This window comes from Nonomuraea fastidiosa (assembly GCF_042751225.1).
Lineage (GTDB): Bacteria > Actinomycetota > Actinomycetes > Streptosporangiales > Streptosporangiaceae > Nonomuraea > Nonomuraea fastidiosa.
In genome coordinates this window covers 4183428-4206614 of sequence record NZ_CP170570.1, presented here as the reverse complement: position 1 = coordinate 4206614, position 23187 = coordinate 4183428, and the positions used below count along the sequence as shown (strand labels likewise).

Sequence of the window (23187 nt, the reverse complement as noted above, 5' to 3'; positions counted from 1 at the left end):
CCCATGAGTGTGACCTGAGCCCTACAAAAGGCGAATTTTAGGTCCGCCCCCGCGACCGCTATCTCAGTCTGCGGGAACAAGGTGACTTTCGGCCATCCCTGGACGCGAACCTTGCCCCGAATCATCAACCTATGGGGGCAAGATGCACCGGTGAATCCTCTCCGTGACACCATCGTCCGGCCCAGCATGCCAGGATTGGGATATGTCAGACGGTCACGGTCCCACGCCCGAGACGCCATCAGGCTGGTCGGCCGAACAGCCCCCGCCCTACAGCGCCCCGCCGGCCTCCCCTTGGACCGCGCCTGGCTCTCAGCAGCAGGTGCCCTACGGCGGCCCCCCTTATCAGCAGGCGCCCACCGGGCCGCAGGCACCCCATGACGGGCATCAACCGCCCCATCCCCCGCAGCGGCCGTACCAGAGCATGCTCCATCCGCCGGCGCTCAGGCCCGGCATCATCCCGCTCCGGCCGCTCGGTCTCGGCGACATCCTCGACGGCACGATCAAGCTCATCAGGTCCAACCCCAAGGCCGTGCTCGGCCTGTCGGCCGTCGCCGCGCTGCTCACCTCCGTCCCGCTGGGCGTGGGGCAGGCGCTCATCATGGACTCCAGCCGTGCCGCGATCGAGGATCCGGTACGCGCCTCCAACGCCGAGTTCGAGGCCATGGTCGGCACGTTCGGCGCCACGCTGGTCTCGTACGCCGTGCAGTTCATCGCCGTCACGCTGCTGACCGGTGTGCTGACCCGCATTCTCGGCCGGGCCGTCTTCGGCGGCAACATCACCGCGGGCGAGGCGTGGCAGCTGTCCAAGTCGCGCGTTCCTGCGCTGTTCGGCGTGGTGGGGCTGATGACCCTCATCATGATCATACCGGTGGTGGTGTTCGCCGTGCTCGTCATCGGGCTCAGCGTCTCCGGGGCGAGCGGCGGCGGGATGCTCGGAGCGACGCTGCTGTTCCTGCTCTTCTACATCGGCTACTACCTGTTCTTCAGAACCCGCTTCGCCCTCGCATCCCCCGCCGTCGTGCTGGAGGGCCTTGGCCCCATCGCCGCCATGCGCCGCTCGTGGCGGCTCGTCACCGGCGACTTCTGGCGGATGTTCGGCATCCTGCTGCTCACCATGCTGCTGGTGCAGTTCGTCGGAAGCGTCCTGACCTTTCCGTTCACGGTTGTCGGCACCGCCCTCGGCACGTTCGGTGCGGGCTCGGCGGCGACGACCGTGGTGACCGCCGTCCTGCTGGCCGTCGGCTCGACGGTCGGCCTGATGGTGGTCTATCCGTTCGAGGCGGGCATGGCCGGCCTGCTGTACGCCGACCGTCGCATGCGCAGCGAGGCGTTCGACCTCGTCCTGCAGACGGCGGCCATCGAGCAGCAGCGCCAGGGCTGGGTGCACGCCTCCGCCGACGAGCTGTGGCACTCGGACAACTCCGCGCGGTCGTGAGCCCGATCGACCGGGAGGAGGCCGCCCGCAGGGCCGCGGAAGAGCTCCTGCGCCCCGACTACGAGAAGGAGCCGCTGCTCGACCGCATCCGCCGGTACATCCTCCAGTTCATCGGCGACCTCGTCGACGGCGTCATCGGCGGCGGCACGGCGGGCGGGGTCATCGCGGCCGTGATCATCACGGCGATCATCCTGGGCTTCATCGCGCTCATCGGCTGGCGGCTGAGCAAGGCGTCCCGCCGCGACGCGGCCCCGTCGGCCGGGCTGTTCGGCGAGCAGGCCATGACGGCGGCCCAGCACCGCCAGGCCGCGGAAGAGTTCGCCGCCCAGGAGCGCTGGACGGAGGCGCTGCAGGAACGCCTGCGCGCCATCGCCCGCGACCTGGAGGAGCGCGCGCTGGTCGTCGGCATGCCCGGACGCACGGCCGACGAGCTCGCCGCCGAAGCGGCCCAGGCGCTGCCCGCCTTCGCCGGGGAACTCGCGGCGGCGGCCCGCTCGTTCGACGACGTGACCTATGGCGGGGTGGCGGGCACCAGGGAGGCGTACGCGGCGATGGCGAGCCTCGACGAGCGCCTGCGCCAGGCCCGCCCCGCCCCCATGGCCACGGCCGCGGAACCCACCGGCGCGAAGCCCACCGGCGCGGAGGCCACCGCCGCCGGCCCCACCGCCGGCTCCGCCACGGGGAGCGGCCCGTGAGCCTCACCACCGTCCCCCCGGCGGCCTCCACTCCCACCTCGCCCACCGTGCGCTCCGCCTGGCGCTCCAGCCGGACGATCGTGCTGCTGGGCGCCGCCATCGTGCTGGCCGCCGTGCTGTCGGTGCTGCTGGGCCGCGACCCCGCACCCGCCCGCCATCTCGACCCCGACGACACCTCGCTCGCCGGCTCCAAGGCGCTGGCCGAGCTGCTGCGCGGCCGGGGCGTCACCGTCGAGAAGGTCGACTCCGTCGAGGCGGCGGCCGCCAAGGGCGCGGGCGGCGACCGGCTGCTGCTGATCACCGACACCACCTACCTCGACCACTACAGCCTGGCCAGGGTCCCCGGCGACCGGGTGCTCGTCGGCGACCTGCCCGGCCTGCCCGCGCTCGCCCCCGGCGTGACCTCCGCGCCCGACGGCCTGGCCCGCACCCGCTCGCGCGAGCCCGAGTGCGACCTGCCGGCGGCCACGGCGGCGGGCAGCGCCTATCTCGGCGGCGCGCGGCTGCGCGGCCCCGCGGGCTCGACCGGCTGCTACCCGGTCGAGGGCGGGTACGCGCTGGTGCGCTACCAGTACGGCGGCGGCACGATCACGGTCGTCGGCGACGGCTCGTTCATGACCAACCAGCGTCTGGCCGAGGACGGCAACGCGGCGCTGGCGCTCAACCTCATCGGCACCGGCAAGCCGGTCATCTGGGTCGTACGCCCGCAGACGCCGCCTCCGGCGAGGCTGCCCGGCGAGAGCGGCGCCTCGCTGTACGACCTGATGCCCGGCAGCATCCGCTGGGGCGTCTACATGGCGATCATCGCGGTGGCCGTCACCGCGTTCTGGCGGGGCCGCCGCCTGGGCCCGGTGGTCGTGGAGAAGCTGCCGGTCGTGGTCAGGGCCGCCGAGACCGTGGAGGGCCGGGGCCGGCTCTACCGCGCCAGGCGCGCGCGGGAACGCGCGGCCGACGCGCTGCGCGCCGCTACGATCGACCGGCTCACGCCCAGGCTGGGGCTCGGCACGGGCGCGGCCCGGCACGAGGTGGTGACCGCGCTCGCGGCCCGTACGGGCGAGGACCCCCACCTGGTCGGCGACGCGCTCTACGGCCCGCCCCCGCCGGACGACGCGGGGCTGGTGGCGCTCGCCCGATATCTGGACTCCATCGAAAGGACCGTCAGTGAGCTTTGACGAGACTTACCGCGCACCGCAGCAGGCCGATGCGGCCAGGGAAGCGCTGAGCGCGCTGCGCGCCGAGGTGTCCAAGGCCGTGGTCGGCCAGGACTCGGTGGTGACGGGGCTGGTCATCGCGCTGCTGTGCCGGGGCCACGTCCTGCTCGAAGGCGTGCCCGGCGTGGCCAAGACGCTGATGGTCCGCACGCTCGCCGCCGCGCTGGCGCTGGACTTCAAGCGGGTGCAGTTCACCCCCGACCTGATGCCGGGCGACGTGACCGGCTCGCTGGTCTACGACACCAAGACCGCGGAGTTCGAGTTCCGCGAGGGCCCGGTCTTCACCAACCTGCTGCTCGCCGACGAGATCAACCGCACGCCGCCGAAGACGCAGGCGGCGCTGCTGGAGTCGATGGAGGAGCGGCAGGTCAGCGTGGAGGGCACGGCGCGCGAGCTGCCCGACCCGTTCGTGGTCTGCGCGACCCAGAACCCCGTCGAGTACGAGGGCACCTACCAGCTCCCTGAGGCCCAGCTCGACCGGTTCCTGCTGAAGCTGACCGTGCCGCTGCCGCCGCGCGAGCAGGAGATCGCGGTGCTCGAACGCCACGCGCGCGGCTTCGACCCGCGCGACCTGTCGCAGGTCAAGGCCGTCGCGTCGGCCGCCGACCTGGCGGCCGGGCGCGAGGCGGTGGCCGCGGTGCACGTGGCGCCCGAGGTGCTCGGCTACATCGTGGACGTGGCCCGCGCGACGCGGAACTCCCCGTCGCTGCAGCTCGGCGTCTCCCCGCGCGGTGCCACGGCGCTGCTCGCGGCCTCGCGGGCGTGGGCGTGGCTGTCGGGCCGCACGTACGTCACGCCGGACGACGTCAAGGCCCTGGCCAGGCCCGCGCTGCGCCACCGCGTGCAGCTGCGCCCCGAGGCGGAGCTTGAGGGCGCGACCGCCGACGGCCTGCTCGACGGCATCCTCGCCTCCGTCCCGGTCCCGCGCTGATGGCGGGCACCGCATTCGCAGGGCGGGGGTGCCGATGGCGCTGACCGGACGTGCCGGGCTGCTCGCGGCGATCGGCATCGTGGTGGTGCTGTTCGCGCCCCAGCCGGGGGCCGCGCTCGCCGGGGTGTGCCTGCTGCTGGCCGCCGGCATCGTGGTGGACCTGACGTTCGCGGGGGCCGTGCGCCCGCTGCGCTTCCACCGTTCCGGCGACACGCTGCTGCGGCTGGGCCAGCAGGGAACCGTGGAGCTGGTGGTGGAGAACCCGGGCGGACGCCGGGTACGCGGCGTGCTCAGGGACGCCTGGCCGCCGTCGGCGGGCGCGGCTCCCAGGGCGGTCCCCCTTGACGTGCAGGCCGGGGAGCGCCGCAAGGTCACGATCACACTCTCCCCCACCAGGCGCGGCGACCGCTCGTCCGTGGCGGTGACCGTGCGCTCGGTCGGGCCGCTGGGGCTGGCCGCCCGCCAGGGCGGCCACAGCTCCCCCTGGACCGTGCGCGTGCTGCCGCCGTTCCTGTCGCGCAAGCACCTGCCGTCCAGGCTGGCCCGGCTGCGCGAGCTGGAAGGCCGGCACCCCGCCCTGGTACGCGGCCAGGGCACCGAGTTCGACTCCCTGCGCGAATACGTCGTGGGCGACGACGTGCGCTCCATCGACTGGCGGGCCACCGCGCGCCGCCACGACGTCGTCGTACGCACCTGGCGGCCCGAGCGCGACCGCCGCGTGCTGATCGTGCTCGACACCGGCCGCACCTCGGCGGGCCGGGTGGGTATCGCCCCCGTACCGCTGGCCGGGGAGCAGCCGAGCGGCGACGGGCTGCCGGCCAGGCCCGACGTGCGACCGGCGGCCGGCTGGCCGCGCCTCGACTGGTCGATGGACGCCGCGCTGCTGCTCGCCGCGCTCGCCGCCAGGGCCGGTGACCGGGTCGACTTCCTGGCCTACGACCGTGCCGTACGCGCCTGGGTGAGCGGGGCGTCCCGCACCGAGCTGCTGCCGTCGCTGGTCAACGCGATGGCGCCGATCGAGGCCGAGCTGGTCGAGGCCGACGCGCAGGGCATGGTCGCCGCCGTGCTCGCCCGCGCCAAGCGGCGCTGCCTGGTCGTGCTGCTGACCGACCTCAACCCGGCGGCGATGGACGAAGGGCTCATGCCGGTGCTGCCGCAGCTCGCCTCCCGGCACCTGGTGCTGGTCGCCGGTGTGTCCGACCCGAGCGTGGCGGCCATGGCCGAGCGCCGGGAGTCGGCCGAGGAGGTCTATGACGCGGCGGCCGCCGAACAGGCCAGGCTCGGCCGCAGACGCATCACGGCCCGGCTGCGCAGGCACGGCGTCGAGGTGGTGGACGCGCCGCCGGACGACATCGCGCCCGCGCTGGCGGACGCGTATCTGGCGTTGAAGGCCGCCGGCCGTCTCTGAGAAGGCTCCTTCAGACGGGCGTCCCTCAGGCGGGCGTCTCTCAGGCGTGCGTCTCGCAGACGTGCGGCTATCAGGCGGCCGGCGTCTAAGCGCGGACGGGGTCTATGCGGACGGGGTCTATGCGGACGGGGTCTATGCGGACGGGGCGACGTCGGGGGCGCGCTCGATGTCGCCGGACTCGCCGAGCCGCTCGGCGCGGCGGCCGAAGCCGATCACGTACGCGAGGAACGCCACCTCGGCCAGCGCCCCGATGCCGATCCGCGCCCAGGTGGGCAGCCCCGACGGCGTCACGAACGCCTCGATCAGCCCCGACACGAACAGCACCACGACCAGCCCCAGCGCCACGCTCATCACGGCCCTGCCCTGCTCGGCCAGCGCGTCGAGCCGGCGGCGCGGGCCCGGGTCGATGACCGTCCAGCCGAGGCGCATGCCCACGGCCGCGGCCAGGAAGACCGCGGTCAGCTCCAGCAGGCCGTGCGGCAGGATCAGGCCGAAGAAGATGTCGAGCTTGTCGCGGGAGGCCATGAGGCCCGCGGAGACGGCGACGTTCTCGGCGTTGAGGTAGAGCACGTACGGGATGGGCAGGCCGAGCACCACCGCGTACATGATCATCTGGGCGCTGATCCACGCGTTGTTGGTCCACACCCGGCTCGCGAAGGAGGCGGCGGGGTGCTCGGAGTAGTAGTCGGCGAAGTCCTCGTTGACGAGCCGGGCGATCTCGTCGGGGCTGCCGATCGTGGCCTGCACGTCGGGATTGGCCGCCACCCACGCGGCGATCACCCACGAGACGACCAGGAACGCCGCCGTGCTCGCCAGCCACCACCATCGCGCCCGATAGGCCACGACGGGGAACGAGACCGTGACGAAGCGGATCAGCTCGCGCCAGGCCGGCGTGTGGGCCCCGGTCACCGCGGACCTGGCCCTCGCCACCAGCGCCGACAGCCGCCCGATCAGCAGCGCGTCGGTGGACGACGAGCGCACGATGGACAGATGCGTGGACACCCGCTGGTAGAGCTCGACGAGCTCGTCGATCTCGGTGCCGGTCAGTGAGGAGCGGTGCTTGACCAGGTGGTCGAGCCGGTCCCAGACCGGGCGGTGTGCCGTGACGAACGCATCGATGTCCACGTGACCATTCTGGCCGCTCGATCACCGCATCCGAGCCGTTAGGCTCCACGTATGTCCGAGGTTGTGACCGGTGACGCCGTCGTCGTCGAGGTGCGCGTGGCCCAGATGCCCTCGCGCGCCCTGGCGCTCCTCATCGATATGGCGGTGCAGATCTCCCTGCTCATCGGCGCCTACATGCTCCTGGGCATGTTCGCCGGGATGACCGACGTGGCGGCGTTCGGCGCCACGATGATCGTCCTGCTGGTGCTGGTGCTCGTCGGCTATCCGGTGATCTTCGAGTCGCTCACCAGGGGCCGCAGCCTCGGCAAGCTCGCACTCGGCCTGCGGGTCGTCGGCGACGACGGCAGCCCCGAGCGGTTCCGCCAGGCGCTGTTCCGCGGCCTGGCGGGAGTGCTGGAGTTCTGGATGCTGTCGGGGGCTCCGGCGCTGATCTCGTCACTGATCTCGCAGAAGGGCAAGCGGTTGGGTGACATCTTCGCGGGCACCATCGTGATCTCCGACCGGGCACCGCGCGACCGGGCCCGGCCGATCCTGATGCCGCCGCAGCTCGCGGGCTGGGCGGCCACGCTGGAGCTCTCTCAGCTTCCCGAGGAGGTGGCGCAGGCCGCCAGGCAGTACCTCGCGCGATGGCACGACCTGTCGCCGCAGGTCCAGCACGAGATGGGGGTGCGCATCGCCACGCAGGTGGCGGCCTTCGTCTCGCCCGCCGCTCCGGCGGGCGTGCCGCCGCACGCGTACCTGAGCGCCGTCCTGGCCGAGCGTCATCGGCGGGAGCAGGAACGTTTCGCGCAGCGCATGGGGCTCGCTCAGCCGCCGCAGCCGTACGCTCCGGCACCTGATCAGGCCGCGCCGCCTTACGCTCCCCCGGCCCCGGCCCCGGTCCCGGGTTCCGGACCGGTTCCCGGTCCAGCCCCGGCCGCGTCGCCGTACGCGCCGCCGCCCGCTCAGCATGAGACTGGGCAGCACGGGCCTGGACAGCAGGGGCCGGTGCCGCCGGCGGGGCCCGCACCCGCCCCGGAGCCGCCTCAGGCGACTCCGGGCGGGTTCGCGCCACCTCAGTGAGCGCGATCAGCGAGCGCGCCGGCGAGCGGGATTCTCTGGGCAGGGTCTCAGAGCAGGGCCGTCACCAGCCGTGCCCCGGTCCGCCGCCCCGGTACGACTCCTGCGTCTGCACGTTCAACCGGTTGGTACGAACGTGCTTGGCGCTGTCGGTGAGGCGGTCGTCGATCTTGATGATGTCGAGTCCCTCGTGGAAGTCGGCGCCGTAGATGTAGCCGTTGTAGTAGTACGCGGACCAGATGCCGCCGCCGCTGCCGTCCGAGCGCGGCCCGCGCTCGAAGTAGCCGATCTCCCTGGGCCGCTTGGAGTCGGTGAAGTCCCAGATCGACAGGCCGCCCATGTACCACGCCTGGACCATGATGTCGCGGCCCTTGACGGGGATGAGCGAGCCGTTGTGCGCGACGCAGTTCTCGCTGTCGTCCTGGTAGCGGGAGATCTTGAAGTAGCTCTGGAACACGAGCTTGCCGCGGACGATCTCGTAGATGGCGTCGGCGCCCCGGTTCGGCCCGGTGGCCTCGTTGCAGGTGGCCGCGCCGCCGCCGCCCAGCTCGTCGGTGAAGACGACCTTCTTGGCGTCGTTGCTGAACGTGGCCGAGTGCCAGAACGCGAAGTTCGGGTCGGTGACCCTGGCGGTGACCTTCGGGTTGAGCCGGTCGCGGATGTCGAACAGCACGCCGTCACCCATGCAGGCGCCGGCCGCGATGTCCTTCTCGGCGTAGGCGGTGATGTCGTGGCAGCCGCTGGTGGGCAGCAGCAGACCGGGCTGCGTCTCGTTGCCACCGTCGGGGAAGACGACGGGCGTGGCCGCGACCTCGGCCGCGGCCGGGTTGCGCAGCGGCACCTTGATGATCGAGATCTTGTCGTGCGGGGGCGCGCAGTCGGGGAAGTTGTCCGCCGGCTGGTAGGACGAGACGTAGATGTAGACGTTCTTGTTCTTGTCGGGGCCCTTGCCCGGCACCAGGGTCAGCGTGTGCGAACCGCAGTTCGTCTCGACCGACTTGATGTACTTCGGATTGGTCTTGTCGGAGATGTCGAAGATGCGGACGCCCTCCCACGACTCCTTGATCGTCGCGCTCTGTGACTCGCTGTTGCAGGAGTCGTCGCTGCGGGAGGAGTCGACGGCGGTGAACAGCAGGTTGCCGTAGACGCTGACGTCCATCTGGGCGCCGGGGCAGACGACGGAGCTGACGACCTTCGCCTTCTCCGGCTTCCTGATGTCGTAGATGGAGAAGCCGCCGTAGTTGCCGACGTACGCGTAGCCGTCCTGGAACGCGATGTCGGTGTTGATCGTTCCGGCGATCGGGTCCGGCTTGGGGATGTTGAGAACGTGGGTCACGTTGGGGCTGTGCACCACGGTGTCGGCGGGTGGGATGTCCGCCGCGGCGGCGGGCATGGCCGCCAGCGCTAAGACCGTGGCCGCCGCCGCCGTGACGATGGAACGGCGCGATAGGGACACTCGGAAGCCTCCTTGACAGGGTTTCTGGCCGGGTCGGTGAAAAGAACGGGACGGCGGCGGTGGCCGTGCCGGATGCCCCGCCGCGCATCCGGAGTCAAAAGCCGTGGCCGTGCCCCCGCTCGATGTGAGGCGTGGCCGTCCGAGCGTTCAGCCGGTCCATCGTGACGCGGTCGGCCGCCGGAGCCGGGACGTGCGCCGTCCGGACCTGCGCGGTCGGCGCGGCGCCCAGGACGAGGGCTCTGCGGAGGGGGGACACGAAGGAACCTCCGGTAAAGGGAGCGTAAATCTACGCCATCCTCACCTTTCTTCGTGCCGATGACCAGCGTCCAAGATGTCAAATTTTATTGCGCTTCGCCCTCTTCTCAGGTTTGGACTTTTCCCCTATAGTTCGCAATCTGGACTAAGTCAGTCAGGAGGGTGAGTGCGCGCCGCGCTCGTCGTCATCGTGGGCTTGATCGTCGCCCTCACCGGGTGCACATCCGGCTCCGCACCGCAGGCCCCCAGAGCCGGCTCGACGGCGCCCGTCATCGCCCCAGGACGTCCCGGAGAGCAGGCCAGGACGCTCTCACCGGACGAGGCCGTCACCGCCGTGCCGTCCGCCACTCCCAACGCGGCGGACGTGCAGTACGTCCAGAACATGATCGTCCACCACCGCCAGGCCGTGGACATGGCCCTGCTCGCGCCCAGCCGCGCCGAGTCGGGCAAGCTCAAGACCCTCGCCGACCGCATCAAGGTCGCGCAGGAGCCCGAGATCCAGTTCATGAGCAGGTGGCTGCGGGAGCAGGAGCAGAAAGTGCCCGACCATCACGCGGCCCACGAGGGCATGCCGGGGATGGCGACGCCCGAACAGCTCGAGGCGCTGAAGGCGGCCAAGGGCAAGGACTTCGACCGGATGTTCCTCCAGCTCATGATCAACCACCACCTCGGCGCGATCCAGATGTCGAAGCAGGTCCTGACCGACGGCTCGCACATCAGGATCGAGGAGCTGGCCGGCGACGTCAGTGTCACCCAGGCCGCGGAGATCCGCCGCATGCAGCAGATGCAGGCGGAGCTGTAGCCGCCGGCGCTTCGGCGCGCGGGCCGGGACCCTATGGACGCCGGTACGCGGCGCACAGGAACGGGGCGCGCCGCACGCTCGCGGCGGGTGCGGACGGTCCCGCAGCCGCCCCTGCGGGACGTCAGGAGCCGACGCGCCAGCTGTGGAGGTAGTCCTCCTGGTCGGACGTGAGCCGGTCGATGTCGATGCCGGCGGCGGCCAGCTTGAGCCTGGCCACCTCGTGGTCGATCTCCTCGGGCACGTCGTACACGCCGGGCGAGAGTGAGGCCCGCTCACCCGCCAGCCAGGCCACGGCGAGCGCCTGCGCGGAGAACGACATGTCCATGACGGCCGCGGGATGCCCCTCGGCGGCGGTCAGGTTGACCAGGCGGCCCTCGGCGAGCAGCAGCAGGCGCCGCCCGTCGGGCATGAGGTACTCGTCGGTGTTGGGCCGCACGCCGCGACGCACGTCGATGGCCAGCTCGTCCAGCGCCCGTACGTCGATCTCGACGTCGAAGTGCCCCGCGTTGGCCAGGATCGCACCGTCCTTCATGACCGACAGGTGCTCGGCCCTGATGACGTCGCGGTTGCCGGTCACGGTGATGAACAGGTCGCCGGCCGGAGCCGCCTGCGCCATCGGGCGTACCTCGTAGCCCTGGAGCGTCGCGTCGAGCGCCTTCACCGCGTCGATCTCGGTGACGATCACCCGCGCGCCGAGCCCCTTGGCCCGCTCGGCGACGCCGCGCCCGCAGTATCCGAACCCGGCCACCACCACCGTGCGCCCCGCCAGCATCGTGTTGGTGGCGCGCATGATGCCGTCGAAGGTGGATTGGCCGGTGCCGTACCGGTTGTCGAACATCCGCTTGGTGCGGGTGTCGTTCACGGCCACCACGGGGAAGCGCAGCGCGTCCTCGGCCGCCATCTGGCGCAGCCTGATGATCCCCGTCGTGGTCTCCTCGCAGCCGCCGCTCACCCCGTCGAGCAGGTCGCGCCGCTCGGTGTGCAGGGTGTTGACGAGGTCGCAGCCGTCGTCGAGCACGAGGTCGGGCGCGATGTCGAGGGCCTCGTGGATGTGCCGGTAGTACGTCGCGCGGTCCACCCCGGCCCTGGCGTGCACCCCGATCCCGTACGAGCGCAGCGCCTCGGCCACGTCGTCCTGCGTGGACAGCGGGTTGGACGCGGCCAGCGAGATCTCCGCGCCGCCCGCCTTGAGCGCGCCGAGGAGCACGGCCGTCTCGGCGGTGACGTGCAGGCAGGCCGCGATCTTCAGCCCGTCGAGCGGCCGTTCGAGCGCGAACCGCTCGCCGATCGCGGTCAGCACCGGCATCGACCGAGCGGCCCAGGAGATCTGCCGCTCGCCGCTTTCACTGAGATCCATGGCCAGCCTTGACGTCGGCGCGTGCGGGACGGCTTCGCCCCGCCGTACAGGTACAGAAAGAAGAGCCCGGGACGGGCCCGGGGAGCGTATGGGTGAGCTCCGGGAGGCGCGGAGACCTCCCGGAGCTCAGCGAGAGACGGTGCTCAGTAGCGGTAGTGGTCCGGCTTGTACGGGCCCTCAACGTGGACGCCGATGTAGGCGGCCTGCTCCTTGGTCAGCGTGGTGAGCTTGACGCCGAGCGCGTCGAGGTGCAGCCTGGCCACCTTCTCGTCGAGGTGCTTGGGCAGCGTGTAGACGCCGATCGGGTAGTCCTCGGTCTTGGTGAACAGCTCGATCTGCGCGATCACCTGGTTGGTGAACGAGTTGGACATCACGAAGCTGGGGTGGCCGGTGGCGCAGCCCAGGTTCATCAGCCGGCCCTCGGCGAGCACGATGATCGAGTGGCCGTCGGGGAAGACCCACTCGTCGACCTGCGGCTTGATGTTGCGCTTCTCGACGCCGGGCCACTTGGCCAGGCCGGCCATGTCGATCTCGTTGTCGAAGTGGCCGATGTTGGACACGATCGCCTGGTGCTTCATCCGCGACATGTGCTCGGCGGTGATGATGTTGAAGTTGCCGGTCGCGGTGACGAAGATGTCGGCGATGCCGACGACCTCGTCCAGCGTGGTGACCTGGAAGCCGTCCATGGCGGCCTGAAGCGCGCAGATCGGGTCGATCTCGGTGACGATGACGCGGGCGCCCTGGCCGCGCAGCGCGTCGGCGCAGCCCTTGCCGACGTCGCCGTAGCCGCAGACCACGGCCACCTTGCCGCCGATGAGCACGTCGGTGGCGCGGTTGAGGCCGTCGATGACGGAGTGGCGGCAGCCGTACTTGTTGTCGAACTTCGACTTGGTGACCGAGTCGTTGACGTTGATGGCCGGGAAGAGGAGCTGGCCGTTCTTGTGCATCTCGTAGAGGCGGTGCACGCCGGTCGTGGTCTCCTCGGTGACGCCCTTGATGCTCTCGGCGATCTTCGTCCACTTCTTCTCGGGACCGACCGTGCGGGTGAGCAGGTCGATGATGACGTGCCACTCCTCCGGGTCGTCAGCGGTCGCCGGGGGCACGGCGCCGGCCTTCTCGTACTCGGCGCCCTTGTGGACCAGCAGCGTGGCGTCGCCGCCGTCGTCGAGGATCATGTTGGGGGCGCCGCCGTCGGGCCAGGTGAGCGCCTGCTCGGTGCACCACCAGTACTCCTGCAGCGTCTCGCCCTTCCACGCGAACACCGGCACGCCCTTCGGGTCGTCGGGGGTGCCGTCGGGGCCCACGACCACCGCGGCGGCGGCGTGGTCCTGCGTGGAGAAGATGTTGCAGCTCACCCAGCGCACCTCGGCGCCGAGGGCCACCAAAGTCTCGATGAGGACGGCGGTCTGGACCGTCATGTGCAGCGAGCCCATGATCCTCGCGCCGCGAAGGGGCTGGGAGGCCGCGTACTCCTTGCGTACCGCCATCAGGCCGGGCATCTCGTGCTCGGCGAGCCGGATCTCCTTCCGGCCGAACTCGGCAAGTGAAAGGTCGGCGACCTTGAAGTCCATCGGATGTCCCCTCGCGTCACGGATGGTTGTCGCGACGAGTTTAGGCGGCGCCACCGCACCGGCGCACCTCACGGACGGCGAATCTGACGTAAGAATGTAAGAATGCGCATCACGGAAGCGGCCAAGCGGCTCGGCATGTCGCCGCGAATGCTCCGATACCGGGAAGCCCTCGGCCTGCTGCCGCCGGTCAGGGAGCAGGGGGCCCACCGGCGGTTCGGCCCTGACGAGCTGGCCGCCGTGGCCCAGGGGGTGGAGCTGGAGAAGCGGTTCGACGTCTCGCCGGCCGAGCTGGCGTTCGCGCTGCGGGTGCTGAGCGAGCCGGCGGTGGCGGCGGCCGTACGCGACCTCGGGGTGCGCATCGGGCGCATCCAGGCGCCGCGCCGGGCCCTCGACTTCGAGAAGGAGAAGGCCCTGCGTCTGCTCCGCCCCGCCCAGCCCCGTCAGGGAGACTGACCGGCACACCTGACGGTGCCGCCCCGATGGAGGGGCGGCACCGCCGCTGTTCTGGATATCCGGGGATCACCCCGCCGAACCGGAGCCGTGGGTCAGCCTGCCGAGGCGCTGGTGCTGCGGCTGCGGTCGAGGTCGGGCTCCAGGTAGATGACCCGGGCGATCGGCACCGCCTCGCGGATGCGCCGCTCTGCCTCGTCGATGCCGTGCGCCACTTCGGCCGCCGTGTCGTTGTGCTCGACCGCGATCTTCGCGGCCACCAGCAGCTCCTCGGGGCCGAGGTGCAGGGTGCGCATGTGGATGATCCTGTCCACCTCGGGCGCGCTCTCCAGCGCGGCCCTGATCTGCTCCTCCATCTCGGGGGACGCGCCCTCGCCGACGAGCAGCGACTTGGTCTCGATGGCCAGCACGATCGCGATGACGGCGAGCAGCACGCCGATCATGAGGGTGCCGATGCCGTCCCAGACGCCGTTGCCGGTCAGCACGGCCATCGTCACGCCGAACAGCGCGAAGATCAGGCCGAGCAGCGCGCCCAGGTCCTCCAGCAGGATGACGGGCAGCTCAGGCGACTTGGAACGCCGGATGAAGGCGAACCACGACTGATCGCCGCGCAGCGGGTTCGATTCCTTGACCGCCGTACGGAAGGAGAGCCCTTCGGCGATGATCGCGAAGATCAGCACCGCGAACGCCCAGATCGGCGACTCCACCTCGTGCGGATCGGCGATCTTGTGAACGCCCTCGTAAAGCGAGAACGCCGCACCGATCGTGAACAGCACGACGGCCACCACGAACGCGTAGAAGTAACGCTCGCGGCCGTATCCGAAGGGATGCTGGCGGGTGCTCGCCCTGGCCGCCCGCTTGCCGCCGATCAGCAGCAGGACCTGGTTGCCGGAGTCGGCGACCGAGTGGATGCCCTCGGCGAGCATCGATGAGGAACCGGTGAAGAACGCGGCCACGAACTTGGACACGGCGATCGCCAAGTTCGCGGACAATGCCGCAATGATTGCTTTCGTTCCGCCGCTCGCGCTCACCGATCTTCTCCACTCATAAGATCACGTCAAAAGTCTTGAAAGAGGATCCTATGGGGAAATTGTCGCAGTGACCTCAGCAATCGCCGACTCGGCGGCCGGGTCGACGCCGTATCCCAAGGCCAGATAGGTGCTCGCGTAGTCACCGAGCGCCATCAGGCTCGCGATGCGCTCCAGCGGATGAACGCCCTCGGCGGCCAGCTCGGTCACCGGCACGTCGCGCTCGCCCGCCAGCCGCAGCGCCGCCTCGCGCCGCCGGGTCACCTGCGGGTGCTCCTCGGTGTCGCGCAGGACGACGAGCCTGAGCGAACGGCCGGAGGTGTCGGCGAAGATGTCGCGCTCGGCCAGCGGCCCGTCGAACGCCGCCACCTGATGATGACCGGCCTCCGGCAGCGTGCCGTGCAGCGCGGGGTATTTGGCGCTCGCCGCGAGCTGGCAGGCCAGCCGGTACGCCGCCACCGCCGACACCGGCGACGTCCCCCAGATCATCGGCACGGTCTCGGCCAGGTCGAGCGCCAGCGACTTGCCCGGGTTGATGAACGACTCGCTCGACGGCCGGCACCGGTGCGCGATGTCCTCGAGCAGCCGCGCCACCCGCTCGAACAGGTCGGCGTCCGCCTGCACCAGCCGCAGCGCGGCGGCCGCCACGATCGGCGGGACGCTCAGCAGCCACAGGTTGGCCCGCGCGGGACCGGTGACCGGCACCGGCACGTAGACGGCCGACGCCTGCACGGCCACCGCCTCCAGCGGGGAGCCCGCCGGGCCGACGGCGAGCAGCGAGCAGCCCCGGCGCACCGCCTGCGCGGCCAGGGCCAGCGTCTCCTCGGTGTCGCCCGAGCCGGAGACGGCGATGACCAGGTCAGTGGCCCCCACCCAGCCGGGGAGCTGGTAGGAGCGCACGGTCACGATGGGCAGCGGGGCGCCGTTGCCCAGGACGGCCGCCAGGATGTCGCCGGCGAGACCGGCGACGCCCATGCCCACCACCACGATGGCCCGCGGGCGCCCGTCGGCGGCCAGCCGCTCCACGCCGGCCTCGACCGCACTGCGGTGGCCGGTGCGTATGTGGGCCGCTGACGCGGCCACCGCCGGAAGCATGCCGCCCGGGTCGGCCTCGGTGAGGTGTCCCTGGTCGTCGAGCCGCTCCGGCTCCCAGGTCACGGCTTCCTGGCCTCGTCGACGAGCAGGACCGGAATGTCGTCTCGGACCGGGTAGATCAGGCCGCAGCCGGTGCAGGCCAGCTCATCGGCCTCCTGCTCGGCCCGCAGCGGAGCCTTGCACGCCGGGCAGGCCAGGATCTCCAGCAGCCAGTCGTCGATCTTCACTCTGACACCTTTCCCACGATGGCGAGGACCTCGTCCCTGATCGCCGTCATTGTGCTCTCGTCGGCCGCCTCGGCGTTCAGCCTGAGCAGCGGCTCGGTGTTGGAGGGACGCAGATTGAACCACCAGCCGGATCCGGTGACGGTCAGCCCGTCGATCTCGTCGAACTCGCCCCGGCCCGCGAACGCCGCGCGCACCCGCCGCAGCGCCTCCGCCTGGTCGGACACCGTGCTGTTGACCTCGCCCGACGCGTGGTAGCGGGAGTAGGCGCCGGCCACTTCGGACAGCGCACGCTCCTGCTCGCCGAGCGCCGCCAGCACGTGCATGGCCGCCAGCATGCCGGAGTCGGCGAACCAGAAGTCCCTGAAGTAGTAGTGGGCGGAGTGCTCGCCGCCGAACACGGCCCCGGTGCGGGCCATCTCCGCCTTGATGAAGGAGTGGCCGACCCGGGTGCGCACCGGCACGCCGCCGTGCTCACCGACGATCTCCGGCACGCCCTTCGAAGTGATCAGGTTGTGGATGATCGTCGCGCCGGGGTGCTTGGCCAGCTCGCGTACGGCCACCAGCGCCGTGATCGCCGACGGCGAGACCGACTCGCCGCGCTCGTCGATCACCCAGCACCGGTCGGCGTCGCCGTCGAAGGCGAGCCCGATGTCGGCGCCGGTCTCGACCACGGCGCGCTGCAGATCGACGAGGTTCTGCGGCTCGAGCGGGTTGGCCTCGTGGTTGGGGAAGGTGCCGTCGAGCTCGAAGTAGAGCGGTACCAGGTCGATCGGCAGCCCGTCGAAGACCGCGGGCACCGTGTGGCCGCCCATGCCGTTGCCCGCGTCGACGACCACCTTCAGCGGCCGGATGCCGCTCAGGTCGACGAGCGTGCGCAGGTGGTGGGCGTAGCCGGAGAGCAGGTCCTTCTCGATCACGGAACCGGCCGGCGCCCCGACCGGGGTCTGCTCGCGCAGCAGCTCGGCCGCCCTGTCGCGGATGCGGGTCAGGCCGGTGTCGCCGCCGATCGGCACCGCGCCGGAACGGCACATCTTCATGCCGTTGTAGCGGGCCGGGTTGTGGCTGGCGGTGAACATCACGCCGGGCAGGCCGAGGCTGCCGCTGGCGTAGTAGAGCAGGTCGGTGGAGCCCAGGCCGGCGTGCACGACGTCGGCCCGGCGCGCGCGGGCGCCGCGGATGAACGCCTCGGCCAGCGCGGGCGACGACTCGCGCATGTCGTGCGCGACCACGATCGACTCGGCTTCGGTGACCTCGACGAAAGCCGCCCCCACGGCCTCGGCGGTCGGCTCGTCAAGCTCGTCGGGCACCACCCCGCGAACGTCGTACGCTTTGAAGATCTTGGCGAGGTCGCCCACTCTCCAGCTCCGCCCTAGGTCGGTTTCCGCCTTACAGAAGGAGCCTACCGGTCACGGTGCTGCTGGGCCGATCTCAGAACGCGCAGGTGCCCGCGGCGGCCGACCTCGACGCCCTGGCCGACCGGCTCACCGCTGCCGGACGACGTCGGGCGCGCGGCCTCCCTGACCGCGTTGGCCAGCGCTTCGAGATCGTCGGAGCTGGGCGAGGCGCCGTCGGTGGGCAACCGCACCACCTCCCAGCCGCGGGGGGCGGTCAGTCGCTCGGCGTGTTCGGCGCACAGGTCATAACAGTGTGGCTCCGCGTACGTCGCCAGGGGGCCGAGGACAGCGGTCGAGTCGGCGTATACGTACGTGAGCGTGAAGACGGCAGGCTGACTGCAAGCGGTGCGGGAACAGCGGCGGACGGGGCTCACGGAGGGACCGTATCCGGTAAGAGTGCGCGGCGCCACTACCTGAGCGCTCTTAACGAGCGTGTCGCCACAATTCGGACACCTGTCGCAGCGTTTCCACCCACATGCCCCGAGACCTCCGTCCCTTTGACCGCGCTTCCATTCCCGCCTTTCCCCGCGAGGTCACCGGCTCAATCCTACCGTTCCGATCTTCGTGGAAGATCACATTTCTGCCACTTCACACCCCGCCTTTCGGACACCCGGTGACCGCTGTCCGGGCATCCGCGTGACGTCCCCGTACACTGACACACGTGACTCACAAGCGCGGTCCCAGACGGCGCGATCGCCACGGTCGCGGGCTCCGCGGCCCGCTCGCCCCCTCCCACATTCCCATGGCCAAATCCCGCAGCGAGCGCTTCGACGACCTCGTGCTCGACGCCGTCGACCGGCTGCGGCCCCGGTGGGAGCGGCAGCTGTCGGCGGTGGAGTTCGCGGTGGAGGAGGTGCCCCCGCTGAGCGAGCTCGGCGACGGCCCAGGGCTCGACTCCGACCCCGTACCCTTCGGCCGGGCCGACGCGGCCACCGGCCACTCGCCGGCGTCCATCGTGGTCTACCGGCGGCCCCTGGAGGCCAGGGCGCGCGACCGCGACACGCTGGGCGCGATGGTCCACGACACCGTGGTCGAACAGGTCGCCTCGCTCCTCGGCCTCGCCCCCGAGACCGTGGACCCGGGCTACGACGACCGCCGCTGACCCCCGCAGACGGTCTTCGCGTAACCGGGTGTCGCGGTTCGTCACGGTGTGCGATGCTGGGTGCATGTTCCGTCACTTGCGCAGGCGAGTCAGGCGCGGCGAACATCGCTTCTACTACAAGCCCAGCTCTCGCCGCCGGTGGCACAGGGCCGAGACGGAGGACTTCCCGGCGGGCCCGCTGTTCGACCCCGAGGAGAAGCTGTGGCGGGTCGCGTGGTGGGGCGACGGCTGGGGCGTGTGGCCCGGCGACGCCGACCCCCTGACCACCCCGCCCACCTACAGCACGCGCAACATCCCTCGCGGCGACTACACCGCGGCCGGCTACTGGGCCTGCGGCGTCGTCCCCTGCCACCCGAAGCTGCACGTGTCCTGCTCGCACCGAGGCGGCCCGTCCGCCTCTTCAGGTGACCTGCGTTCCGCCGGGCCGATACGCGTGTCGCCCGCTACGGAAGGACCACGCGCGGGGTGTCCTGCAACGGCGGGAGGAGGGTCCACGTGCGGGCGGGGGCGAGGGGTTGGGTGGTCAGCATGACGCCGTCCCTGCGGCGTTCCTCCAGCAGGCGGGCACCGTAGACCTCGCCTGACACGGGTGTGACCACCACCGCGAAGTCGCCCTTGGCCTTGACGCGCACGTCCCGCGTACGCCTGGCGGGCACCGCCACCTCGTACGGCTCCCCCGCCGCCCCCTTGTCGGGCACGACCTGGACGCGCACCTTGCCGGGCCCGCCGAGCGCGGTGAGGAGCAGGCGGGCGCCGGTGGTGTTGCGGGCGACGGCGCTGCCGAGGGCGAGCGAGGGGGTGCCGGCCGTGTAGGCGACGTCGGGCTTGGAGCCGGTGCCGATGGAGACGGCTCCGGCGACGATGGGGACCGGCGAGGTGAGGACGAGCGCGGCGGACGAGCCGGCGACGCCGGTGGTGATGTCGAGCGCGGTGACGGTGCCGGCGGGCACGTTGAGGGTCTCGCGGCCTTTCATCGCGTACTCGGCGTCCTCGCTGACGGCCTTGATCTGCACGGTGGCGTCGGTCTCGCCGGGTGCGGCGACGAGGAGCCTGCGCAGGCCGCCGCCCTTGGGGATGCCGGGGACGACGACGCGGGTGGCGGGGGCGCCGGCCGCGGGCAGCCAGTCCACGCCGCCGCTCTCCAGAACGGTCCTGGCGGCGACGGCCACCCGTCCGAAGGAGGTGGTGACGCTGACCGCCATCACGTCGGCCGACGGTGCGAGCGTCTTGAGGTCGATCTCGCGGTGCTTGCCGGGGGCGATCTCCAGGCCGATCCCGGCGTCTCCGGAGACGAGCCCTTCGGCGGCGTACACCTGCACGTCCACCATGGCAGGCGCCTTGTCGGCGTTGATGAGGTGCAGGCGCACGTCGGCGTCGGCGGGGCCGGGGCCGAGCAGCCAGGTGGCGGGGGCGGGCTCGGTGCAGCGGACGCCGGCCAGGCCGCGGGCCGATCCGCTGGTGGCGCGGGTGACGTCGCCGGCCTCCAGCCCGCCGGGGCCTTTGGTGACGTACGGGGCGTCCTTCTCCATGGTCTCGCTGCTGAGCGAGCCGGGCAGGTAGACGTCCACGCGGCGGCCCTTGTCGCCGGGGCACACGGTGGTGACGGACTCGACGGCGACCTTCGTGGGTCCTGTGGGCGGGGGCGGCAGCGGGGCGGGCCTGGTGACGTACGCGATGCCGTACATGGCGGCCAGAGCGACCACGACGAGCGTGAGCAGGCCGAACCGGTTCTCGATGAACGCCTTCATCACGCCCCCGCCAAGGCCACGGCGCCGGGCTCGGCGCTTTCCTCCTGCCGCCGGCCGGGGGCCGCGAGGAGGGCCACGACCAGCACCATCGCGCCCTGCGCGTACAGCCACATGGTGTGCCAGACGCCGACGGGCTGGACGGGCACCCGGGTCACCGGCTCGGCCAGCCGCCATAGACCGCCGCCGTCCTTCGACAGGCTCATGCGCTCGAGTGACGGCTGCGAGTCGAGCGTCGCGGCGAGTTCGGCGGGTACGGGCGGCGCGACGGCGACCATGCCGACGCCGAGCTGGCCGAGCGTGGCCGCATCGCCGCCCCGGCCACCGACCAGTCCGCGTACGGCGTTCGCCAGGCGGGCGCGCTCCTGCGAGGCGGTGGGCAGCTCGGACTCGCCGAGCAGCGGCCCGCGCCCGTGCAGCACGGTGAACGACGAGCCCTTGAGCACGACGGTGCGCTCGCCGTTCGCGGTACGGGCGGCCGCCAGGGCGGGCATGACGTCGGGGGCGTCGCCGACGAGCGGCCCGCGTACGCCGGTGGCGACCCAGAACCCGGCGGCGAGCAGCGGCGTGCTGAACGCCACGGCCGCGATCGCGACCGCGCCGAGCCGCCGCAGCCCGCCCGAGGCGCGCAGCTCGGGCAGCCGGTGCGCGGTCAGCCCGACGAGCACGACGAGACCGGTCCCCGCGAACGCCAGCGGCACCCCGGGCCACACCCGCGCCCCCTCGACGGTGATCCGGCTGACCAGGATGGCGGCGAGCACCCCGTACAGGGCGACGCCCCAGCCGATGGCGACGATCATCCGCTGGCGGCGCATGAGCAGCGCGGCCAGCGCGGTGACGACGAGCCCGGCCGTCACCCAGAACGGCGGCAGCCCGGGGCCTCCTGGGCTGAGCGCCAGCAGCGACTCGGGGGCGAGCGTCTGATCGACCAGCGCGGGATCGTGCAGCCCGGCCTCCAGCAGCAGCCTGCCGGGGTCGGTCACCAGGCTCGCCAGCCAGGGCAGCAGCAGGGCGGGCGGTACGGCGAGAGCGATGATCATCGAGACTCCCGCGCCGCCTCCCTTGCGCGGGCCGCGCGTCCGTACGGCACCCCCGAAGGCCACCGCGCCGAGCACGCCGAGCACCGCGAACAGCGGGTACACCAGGGGGACGAACGCGGTGCCGACCGCCAGCCATAACCCGAGCGCCCATGCGGCCCGCCGCGCCCTGCGCCGGTCGGCGGCGAGCAGGACGACGCCGAGCAGCCACGCGTACAGGGGGACGAGCACGAACACCACGGCCGTGCCCAGCCGTCCCGCCGCTATCGCGCCGGTGGCGACGGGCAGCAGCGCGTACGTGGCCGCCGCCCACGCCCGAGCGGGCACACCGGGGATGACATGGCGGGTGGCCAGGTACGCGGTCGCCCCGGCCAGTGGCACCGAGCCGAGCAGCAGCACCGACACCGCCAGCCAGGTCTTGCCGAAGAACAGCGTGGACAGGGCGGCGATCACGGCCACGTACGGCGGCGCGGGGTCGGTCGAGCCGAGCCCGATGTCGTGGAACCCCTCGGTGTAGAAGTCCCACAGGTCGCGGGCACCGCCGATGACGGGGACCAGCGCGCCGCCGCCGAGCCGTTCGCCGCCGAGCAGGGAGCGCTCGGCCGCCAGCGTGACCAGGGTGAGTCCGATCATGAGGATGACGCCGGGACGGCCGATGAAGCGCTGGAAGGCGCCGGTGTCGGGCGGCGGCGCGAGCTCCTGCTCGGCGTCGGGGTCGGTGGCGATGTGGTGGCGTCCTGCCGCGTCGACGGGGGCCTGCCCGGCGAGGAAGCTCTGCACCATGTCGACGAGCCGGCGGTAGGCGGCGCCCGGCGGCGTCAGGAACCACTTGATGCGCCGGTACCCCTTCCTGCGGCCCTGGCGGCGTGCCCGCCGCGCCCGCAGCAGGCGTCCGGGATGGCCCAGCACCGATCCGAGCGCGAGCACCTCGTCGAGGGCGTTCGCGGGCTGCTTGCTGACGATGAACAGCAGCGTGCGCACGGCCGAGCCGAGCACGTTCCGCAGCAGCGCCCAGAGCATCGCGCGGAACGGCAGGTTCGCCATCACCACGAAGATCGCGTTGCGCCGGTCGAGGCGGCGCGGGTGGTCGCCGCTGACCGTGATGCGCCGCCGCCTGCGGGCCGCCGCCTCGGCGTGCCAGGCCACTGCGGAGGTGACGACGAGCACCTTGTGCCCGGCGTTGCGGACCCGCCAGCACAGGTCGAGGTCGTCGCGGAAGATCGGCAGGAACGGGTCGAGCCCGCCCACGCGCTCCCAGACCTCGCGCTTGATGAGCATGCCCGCCGTGGAGACCGACAGCGTCTCGCGCGTGCCGTCGTGCTGTCCCTGGTCGAACTCCAGCGGTTCGAGACCGGTGTCCCTGCGCCCGGTGCGGCCCACGGTGACGCCGAGCTCCAGCAGCCGGCGGCGGTGCAGCCAGTCGCGCAGCTTGGGGCCGAGCACGGCGGCCTTCGGATCCTGCGCGGCGGCGGTGAGCAGCTCCTCCAGCGCGCGCCTGTCGGGTGCGCAGTCGTCGTGGAGCAGCCAGATCCACTCCTCGCGCCCTGCGGGCGGCAGCTTCTCCAGCACCTCGGCGACCGACTCGCCGAAACTCGTCGAACGCGGCAGGGAGAGCACGTTGCCGGGGCCGAGCGCCTGGGCGAGCAGGTCGGCCGAGCCGTCCCTGCTGCCGTTGTCGACGCCGACCACGCGGTCCGGCCTGCGGCTCTGGTTGATCAGCGCACGCAGTGTCTCCCCCAGCCAGCGCGCGCCGTCGTGTGCGACGACGATCACGGTGACGTAGGGACGTGACATCGGTGAGCTC

General features: G+C 71.8%; 20 protein-coding genes. 9 read left to right on the top strand and 11 right to left on the bottom strand.

The features are described 5' to 3' along the window. The first annotated feature begins 421 nt into the window (after positions 1-421). The 5 genes from ACFMQL_RS19445 to ACFMQL_RS19425 are packed head-to-tail and all read left to right on the top strand — an operon-like array spanning position 422 to position 5680. On the top strand, positions 422-1435 hold the full coding sequence (locus tag ACFMQL_RS19445) for a glycerophosphoryl diester phosphodiesterase membrane domain-containing protein (protein WP_378786353.1): 1014 nt from the start codon (positions 422-424) through the stop codon (positions 1433-1435). Next, on the top strand, positions 1432-2130 hold the full coding sequence (locus ACFMQL_RS19440; RefSeq protein ID WP_364060193.1) for a DUF4129 domain-containing protein: 699 nt from the start codon (positions 1432-1434) through the stop codon (positions 2128-2130). The genes ACFMQL_RS19445 and ACFMQL_RS19440 overlap by 4 nt, the downstream gene beginning before the upstream one ends. Further along, positions 2127-3302 (top strand): DUF4350 domain-containing protein, encoded by a 1176-nt coding sequence (locus ACFMQL_RS19435; protein WP_378786351.1) that lies wholly within the window; start codon positions 2127-2129, stop codon positions 3300-3302. Before ACFMQL_RS19440 ends, ACFMQL_RS19435 begins: the two co-directional genes overlap by 4 nt. Beyond that, positions 3292-4272, top strand: coding sequence for a MoxR family ATPase (locus ACFMQL_RS19430; protein ID WP_364060187.1), 981 nt, complete (start codon positions 3292-3294; stop codon positions 4270-4272). The genes ACFMQL_RS19435 and ACFMQL_RS19430 overlap by 11 nt, the downstream gene beginning before the upstream one ends. 34 nt (positions 4273-4306) lie before the next feature. Continuing rightward, positions 4307-5680 carry a DUF58 domain-containing protein gene (locus ACFMQL_RS19425; protein ID WP_378786349.1) on the top strand — a complete coding sequence of 458 codons (1374 nt, stop codon included), beginning with the start codon at positions 4307-4309 and terminating at the stop codon, positions 5678-5680. 132 nt (positions 5681-5812) lie between these two features. Here the strand turns inward: ACFMQL_RS19425 and ACFMQL_RS19420 are convergent, their stop codons facing one another. Next, a complete protein-coding gene (locus ACFMQL_RS19420; protein ID WP_364060182.1) occupies positions 5813-6805 on the bottom strand; it encodes a stage II sporulation protein M in 993 nt (330 codons plus the stop codon). Between the two features lie 51 nt (positions 6806-6856). On the opposite strand from ACFMQL_RS19420, the gene ACFMQL_RS19415 reads away from it, so the two are divergent. Further along, positions 6857-7867, top strand: a complete 1011-nt coding sequence (locus ACFMQL_RS19415) for an RDD family protein (protein WP_378786347.1) — start codon at positions 6857-6859, stop codon at positions 7865-7867. 61 nt (positions 7868-7928) lie between these two features. Here ACFMQL_RS19415 and ACFMQL_RS19410 read toward each other — a convergent pair whose 3' ends face one another. Beyond that, on the bottom strand, positions 7929-9320 hold the full coding sequence (locus ACFMQL_RS19410) for an LVIVD repeat-containing protein (RefSeq protein WP_378786345.1): 1392 nt from the start codon (positions 9318-9320) through the stop codon (positions 7929-7931). Between the two features lie 421 nt (positions 9321-9741). Here ACFMQL_RS19410 and ACFMQL_RS19405 point away from each other — a divergent pair, with 421 nt between their 5' ends. Continuing rightward, positions 9742-10377, top strand: a complete 636-nt coding sequence (locus tag ACFMQL_RS19405; RefSeq protein ID WP_364060173.1) for a DUF305 domain-containing protein — start codon at positions 9742-9744, stop codon at positions 10375-10377. 121 nt (positions 10378-10498) lie between these two features. Here ACFMQL_RS19405 and ACFMQL_RS19400 read toward each other — a convergent pair whose 3' ends face one another. Both ACFMQL_RS19400 and ahcY read right to left on the bottom strand, forming a co-directional pair. Beyond that, entirely contained in the window at positions 10499-11734 is a 1236-nt protein-coding gene (locus ACFMQL_RS19400; RefSeq protein WP_364060170.1) for an adenosylhomocysteinase, read from the bottom strand. Positions 11735-11877: 143 nt separating this feature from the next. Beyond that, positions 11878-13305 carry an adenosylhomocysteinase gene (gene ahcY, locus ACFMQL_RS19395; protein WP_364060167.1) on the bottom strand — a complete coding sequence of 476 codons (1428 nt, stop codon included), beginning with the start codon at positions 13303-13305 and terminating at the stop codon, positions 11878-11880. 102 nt (positions 13306-13407) lie between these two features. Between ahcY and ACFMQL_RS19390 the strand changes: the two genes are divergently transcribed. Then, positions 13408-13758, top strand: a complete 351-nt coding sequence (locus ACFMQL_RS19390) for a MerR family DNA-binding transcriptional regulator (protein ID WP_364060164.1) — start codon at positions 13408-13410, stop codon at positions 13756-13758. A gap of 92 nt (positions 13759-13850) precedes the next feature. Here ACFMQL_RS19390 and ACFMQL_RS19385 read toward each other — a convergent pair whose 3' ends face one another. The 5 genes from ACFMQL_RS19385 to ACFMQL_RS19365 are packed head-to-tail and all read right to left on the bottom strand — an operon-like array spanning position 13851 to position 17873. Further along, positions 13851-14786, bottom strand: a complete 936-nt coding sequence (locus ACFMQL_RS19385) for a cation diffusion facilitator family transporter (RefSeq protein WP_364060161.1) — start codon at positions 14784-14786, stop codon at positions 13851-13853. Between the two features lie 48 nt (positions 14787-14834). Next, positions 14835-15941, bottom strand: coding sequence for an SIS domain-containing protein (locus tag ACFMQL_RS19380; protein WP_378786342.1), 1107 nt, complete (start codon positions 15939-15941; stop codon positions 14835-14837). Further along, positions 15938-16105 (bottom strand): Trm112 family protein, encoded by a 168-nt coding sequence (locus ACFMQL_RS19375; RefSeq protein WP_364060155.1) that lies wholly within the window; start codon positions 16103-16105, stop codon positions 15938-15940. Before ACFMQL_RS19375 ends, ACFMQL_RS19380 begins: the two co-directional genes overlap by 4 nt. Continuing rightward, positions 16102-17460: a phosphomannomutase/phosphoglucomutase gene (locus ACFMQL_RS19370; protein ID WP_378786340.1), complete on the bottom strand. Its 1359-nt coding sequence runs from the start codon at positions 17458-17460 to the stop codon at positions 16102-16104. The genes ACFMQL_RS19375 and ACFMQL_RS19370 overlap by 4 nt, the downstream gene beginning before the upstream one ends. Before the next feature lie 44 nt (positions 17461-17504). After that, positions 17505-17873, bottom strand: a complete 369-nt coding sequence (locus tag ACFMQL_RS19365; RefSeq protein ID WP_364060149.1) for a DUF3499 domain-containing protein — start codon at positions 17871-17873, stop codon at positions 17505-17507. A 368-nt stretch (positions 17874-18241) separates the two neighbouring features. Here ACFMQL_RS19365 and ACFMQL_RS19360 point away from each other — a divergent pair, with 368 nt between their 5' ends. Beyond that, entirely contained in the window at positions 18242-18601 is a 360-nt protein-coding gene (locus ACFMQL_RS19360) for a metallopeptidase family protein (RefSeq protein ID WP_364060146.1), read from the top strand. 443 nt (positions 18602-19044) lie between these two features. Here ACFMQL_RS19360 and ACFMQL_RS19355 read toward each other — a convergent pair whose 3' ends face one another. Then, positions 19045-20349, bottom strand: a complete 1305-nt coding sequence (locus ACFMQL_RS19355; RefSeq protein ID WP_378786339.1) for a DUF5719 family protein — start codon at positions 20347-20349, stop codon at positions 19045-19047. Next, a complete protein-coding gene (locus ACFMQL_RS19350; RefSeq protein ID WP_364060140.1) occupies positions 20349-23177 on the bottom strand; it encodes a glycosyltransferase family 2 protein in 2829 nt (942 codons plus the stop codon). Before ACFMQL_RS19350 ends, ACFMQL_RS19355 begins: the two co-directional genes overlap by 1 nt. Between the last annotated feature and the right edge of the window lie 10 nt (positions 23178-23187).

Excerpts from the sequence above, each read along its gene's own strand:
- ACFMQL_RS19400 (WP_364060170.1), bottom strand. The coding sequence starts at position 11,734 with ATGGATCTCAGTGAAAGCGGCGAGCGGCAGATCTCCTGGGCCGCTCGG.
- ACFMQL_RS19350 (WP_364060140.1), bottom strand. The coding sequence starts at position 23,177 with ATGTCACGTCCCTACGTCACCGTGATCGTCGTCGCACACGACGGCGCG.
- ACFMQL_RS19355 (WP_378786339.1), bottom strand. The coding sequence starts at position 20,349 with ATGAAGGCGTTCATCGAGAACCGGTTCGGCCTGCTCACGCTCGTCGTG.
- ACFMQL_RS19425 (WP_378786349.1), top strand. The coding sequence starts at position 4,307 with ATGGCGCTGACCGGACGTGCCGGGCTGCTCGCGGCGATCGGCATCGTG.
- ACFMQL_RS19390 (WP_364060164.1), top strand. The coding sequence starts at position 13,408 with ATGCGCATCACGGAAGCGGCCAAGCGGCTCGGCATGTCGCCGCGAATG.
- ACFMQL_RS19445 (WP_378786353.1), top strand. The coding sequence starts at position 422 with ATGCTCCATCCGCCGGCGCTCAGGCCCGGCATCATCCCGCTCCGGCCG.
- ahcY (WP_364060167.1), bottom strand. The coding sequence starts at position 13,305 with ATGGACTTCAAGGTCGCCGACCTTTCACTTGCCGAGTTCGGCCGGAAG.
- ACFMQL_RS19360 (WP_364060146.1), top strand. The coding sequence starts at position 18,242 with ATGGCCAAATCCCGCAGCGAGCGCTTCGACGACCTCGTGCTCGACGCC.
- ACFMQL_RS19415 (WP_378786347.1), top strand. The coding sequence starts at position 6,857 with ATGTCCGAGGTTGTGACCGGTGACGCCGTCGTCGTCGAGGTGCGCGTG.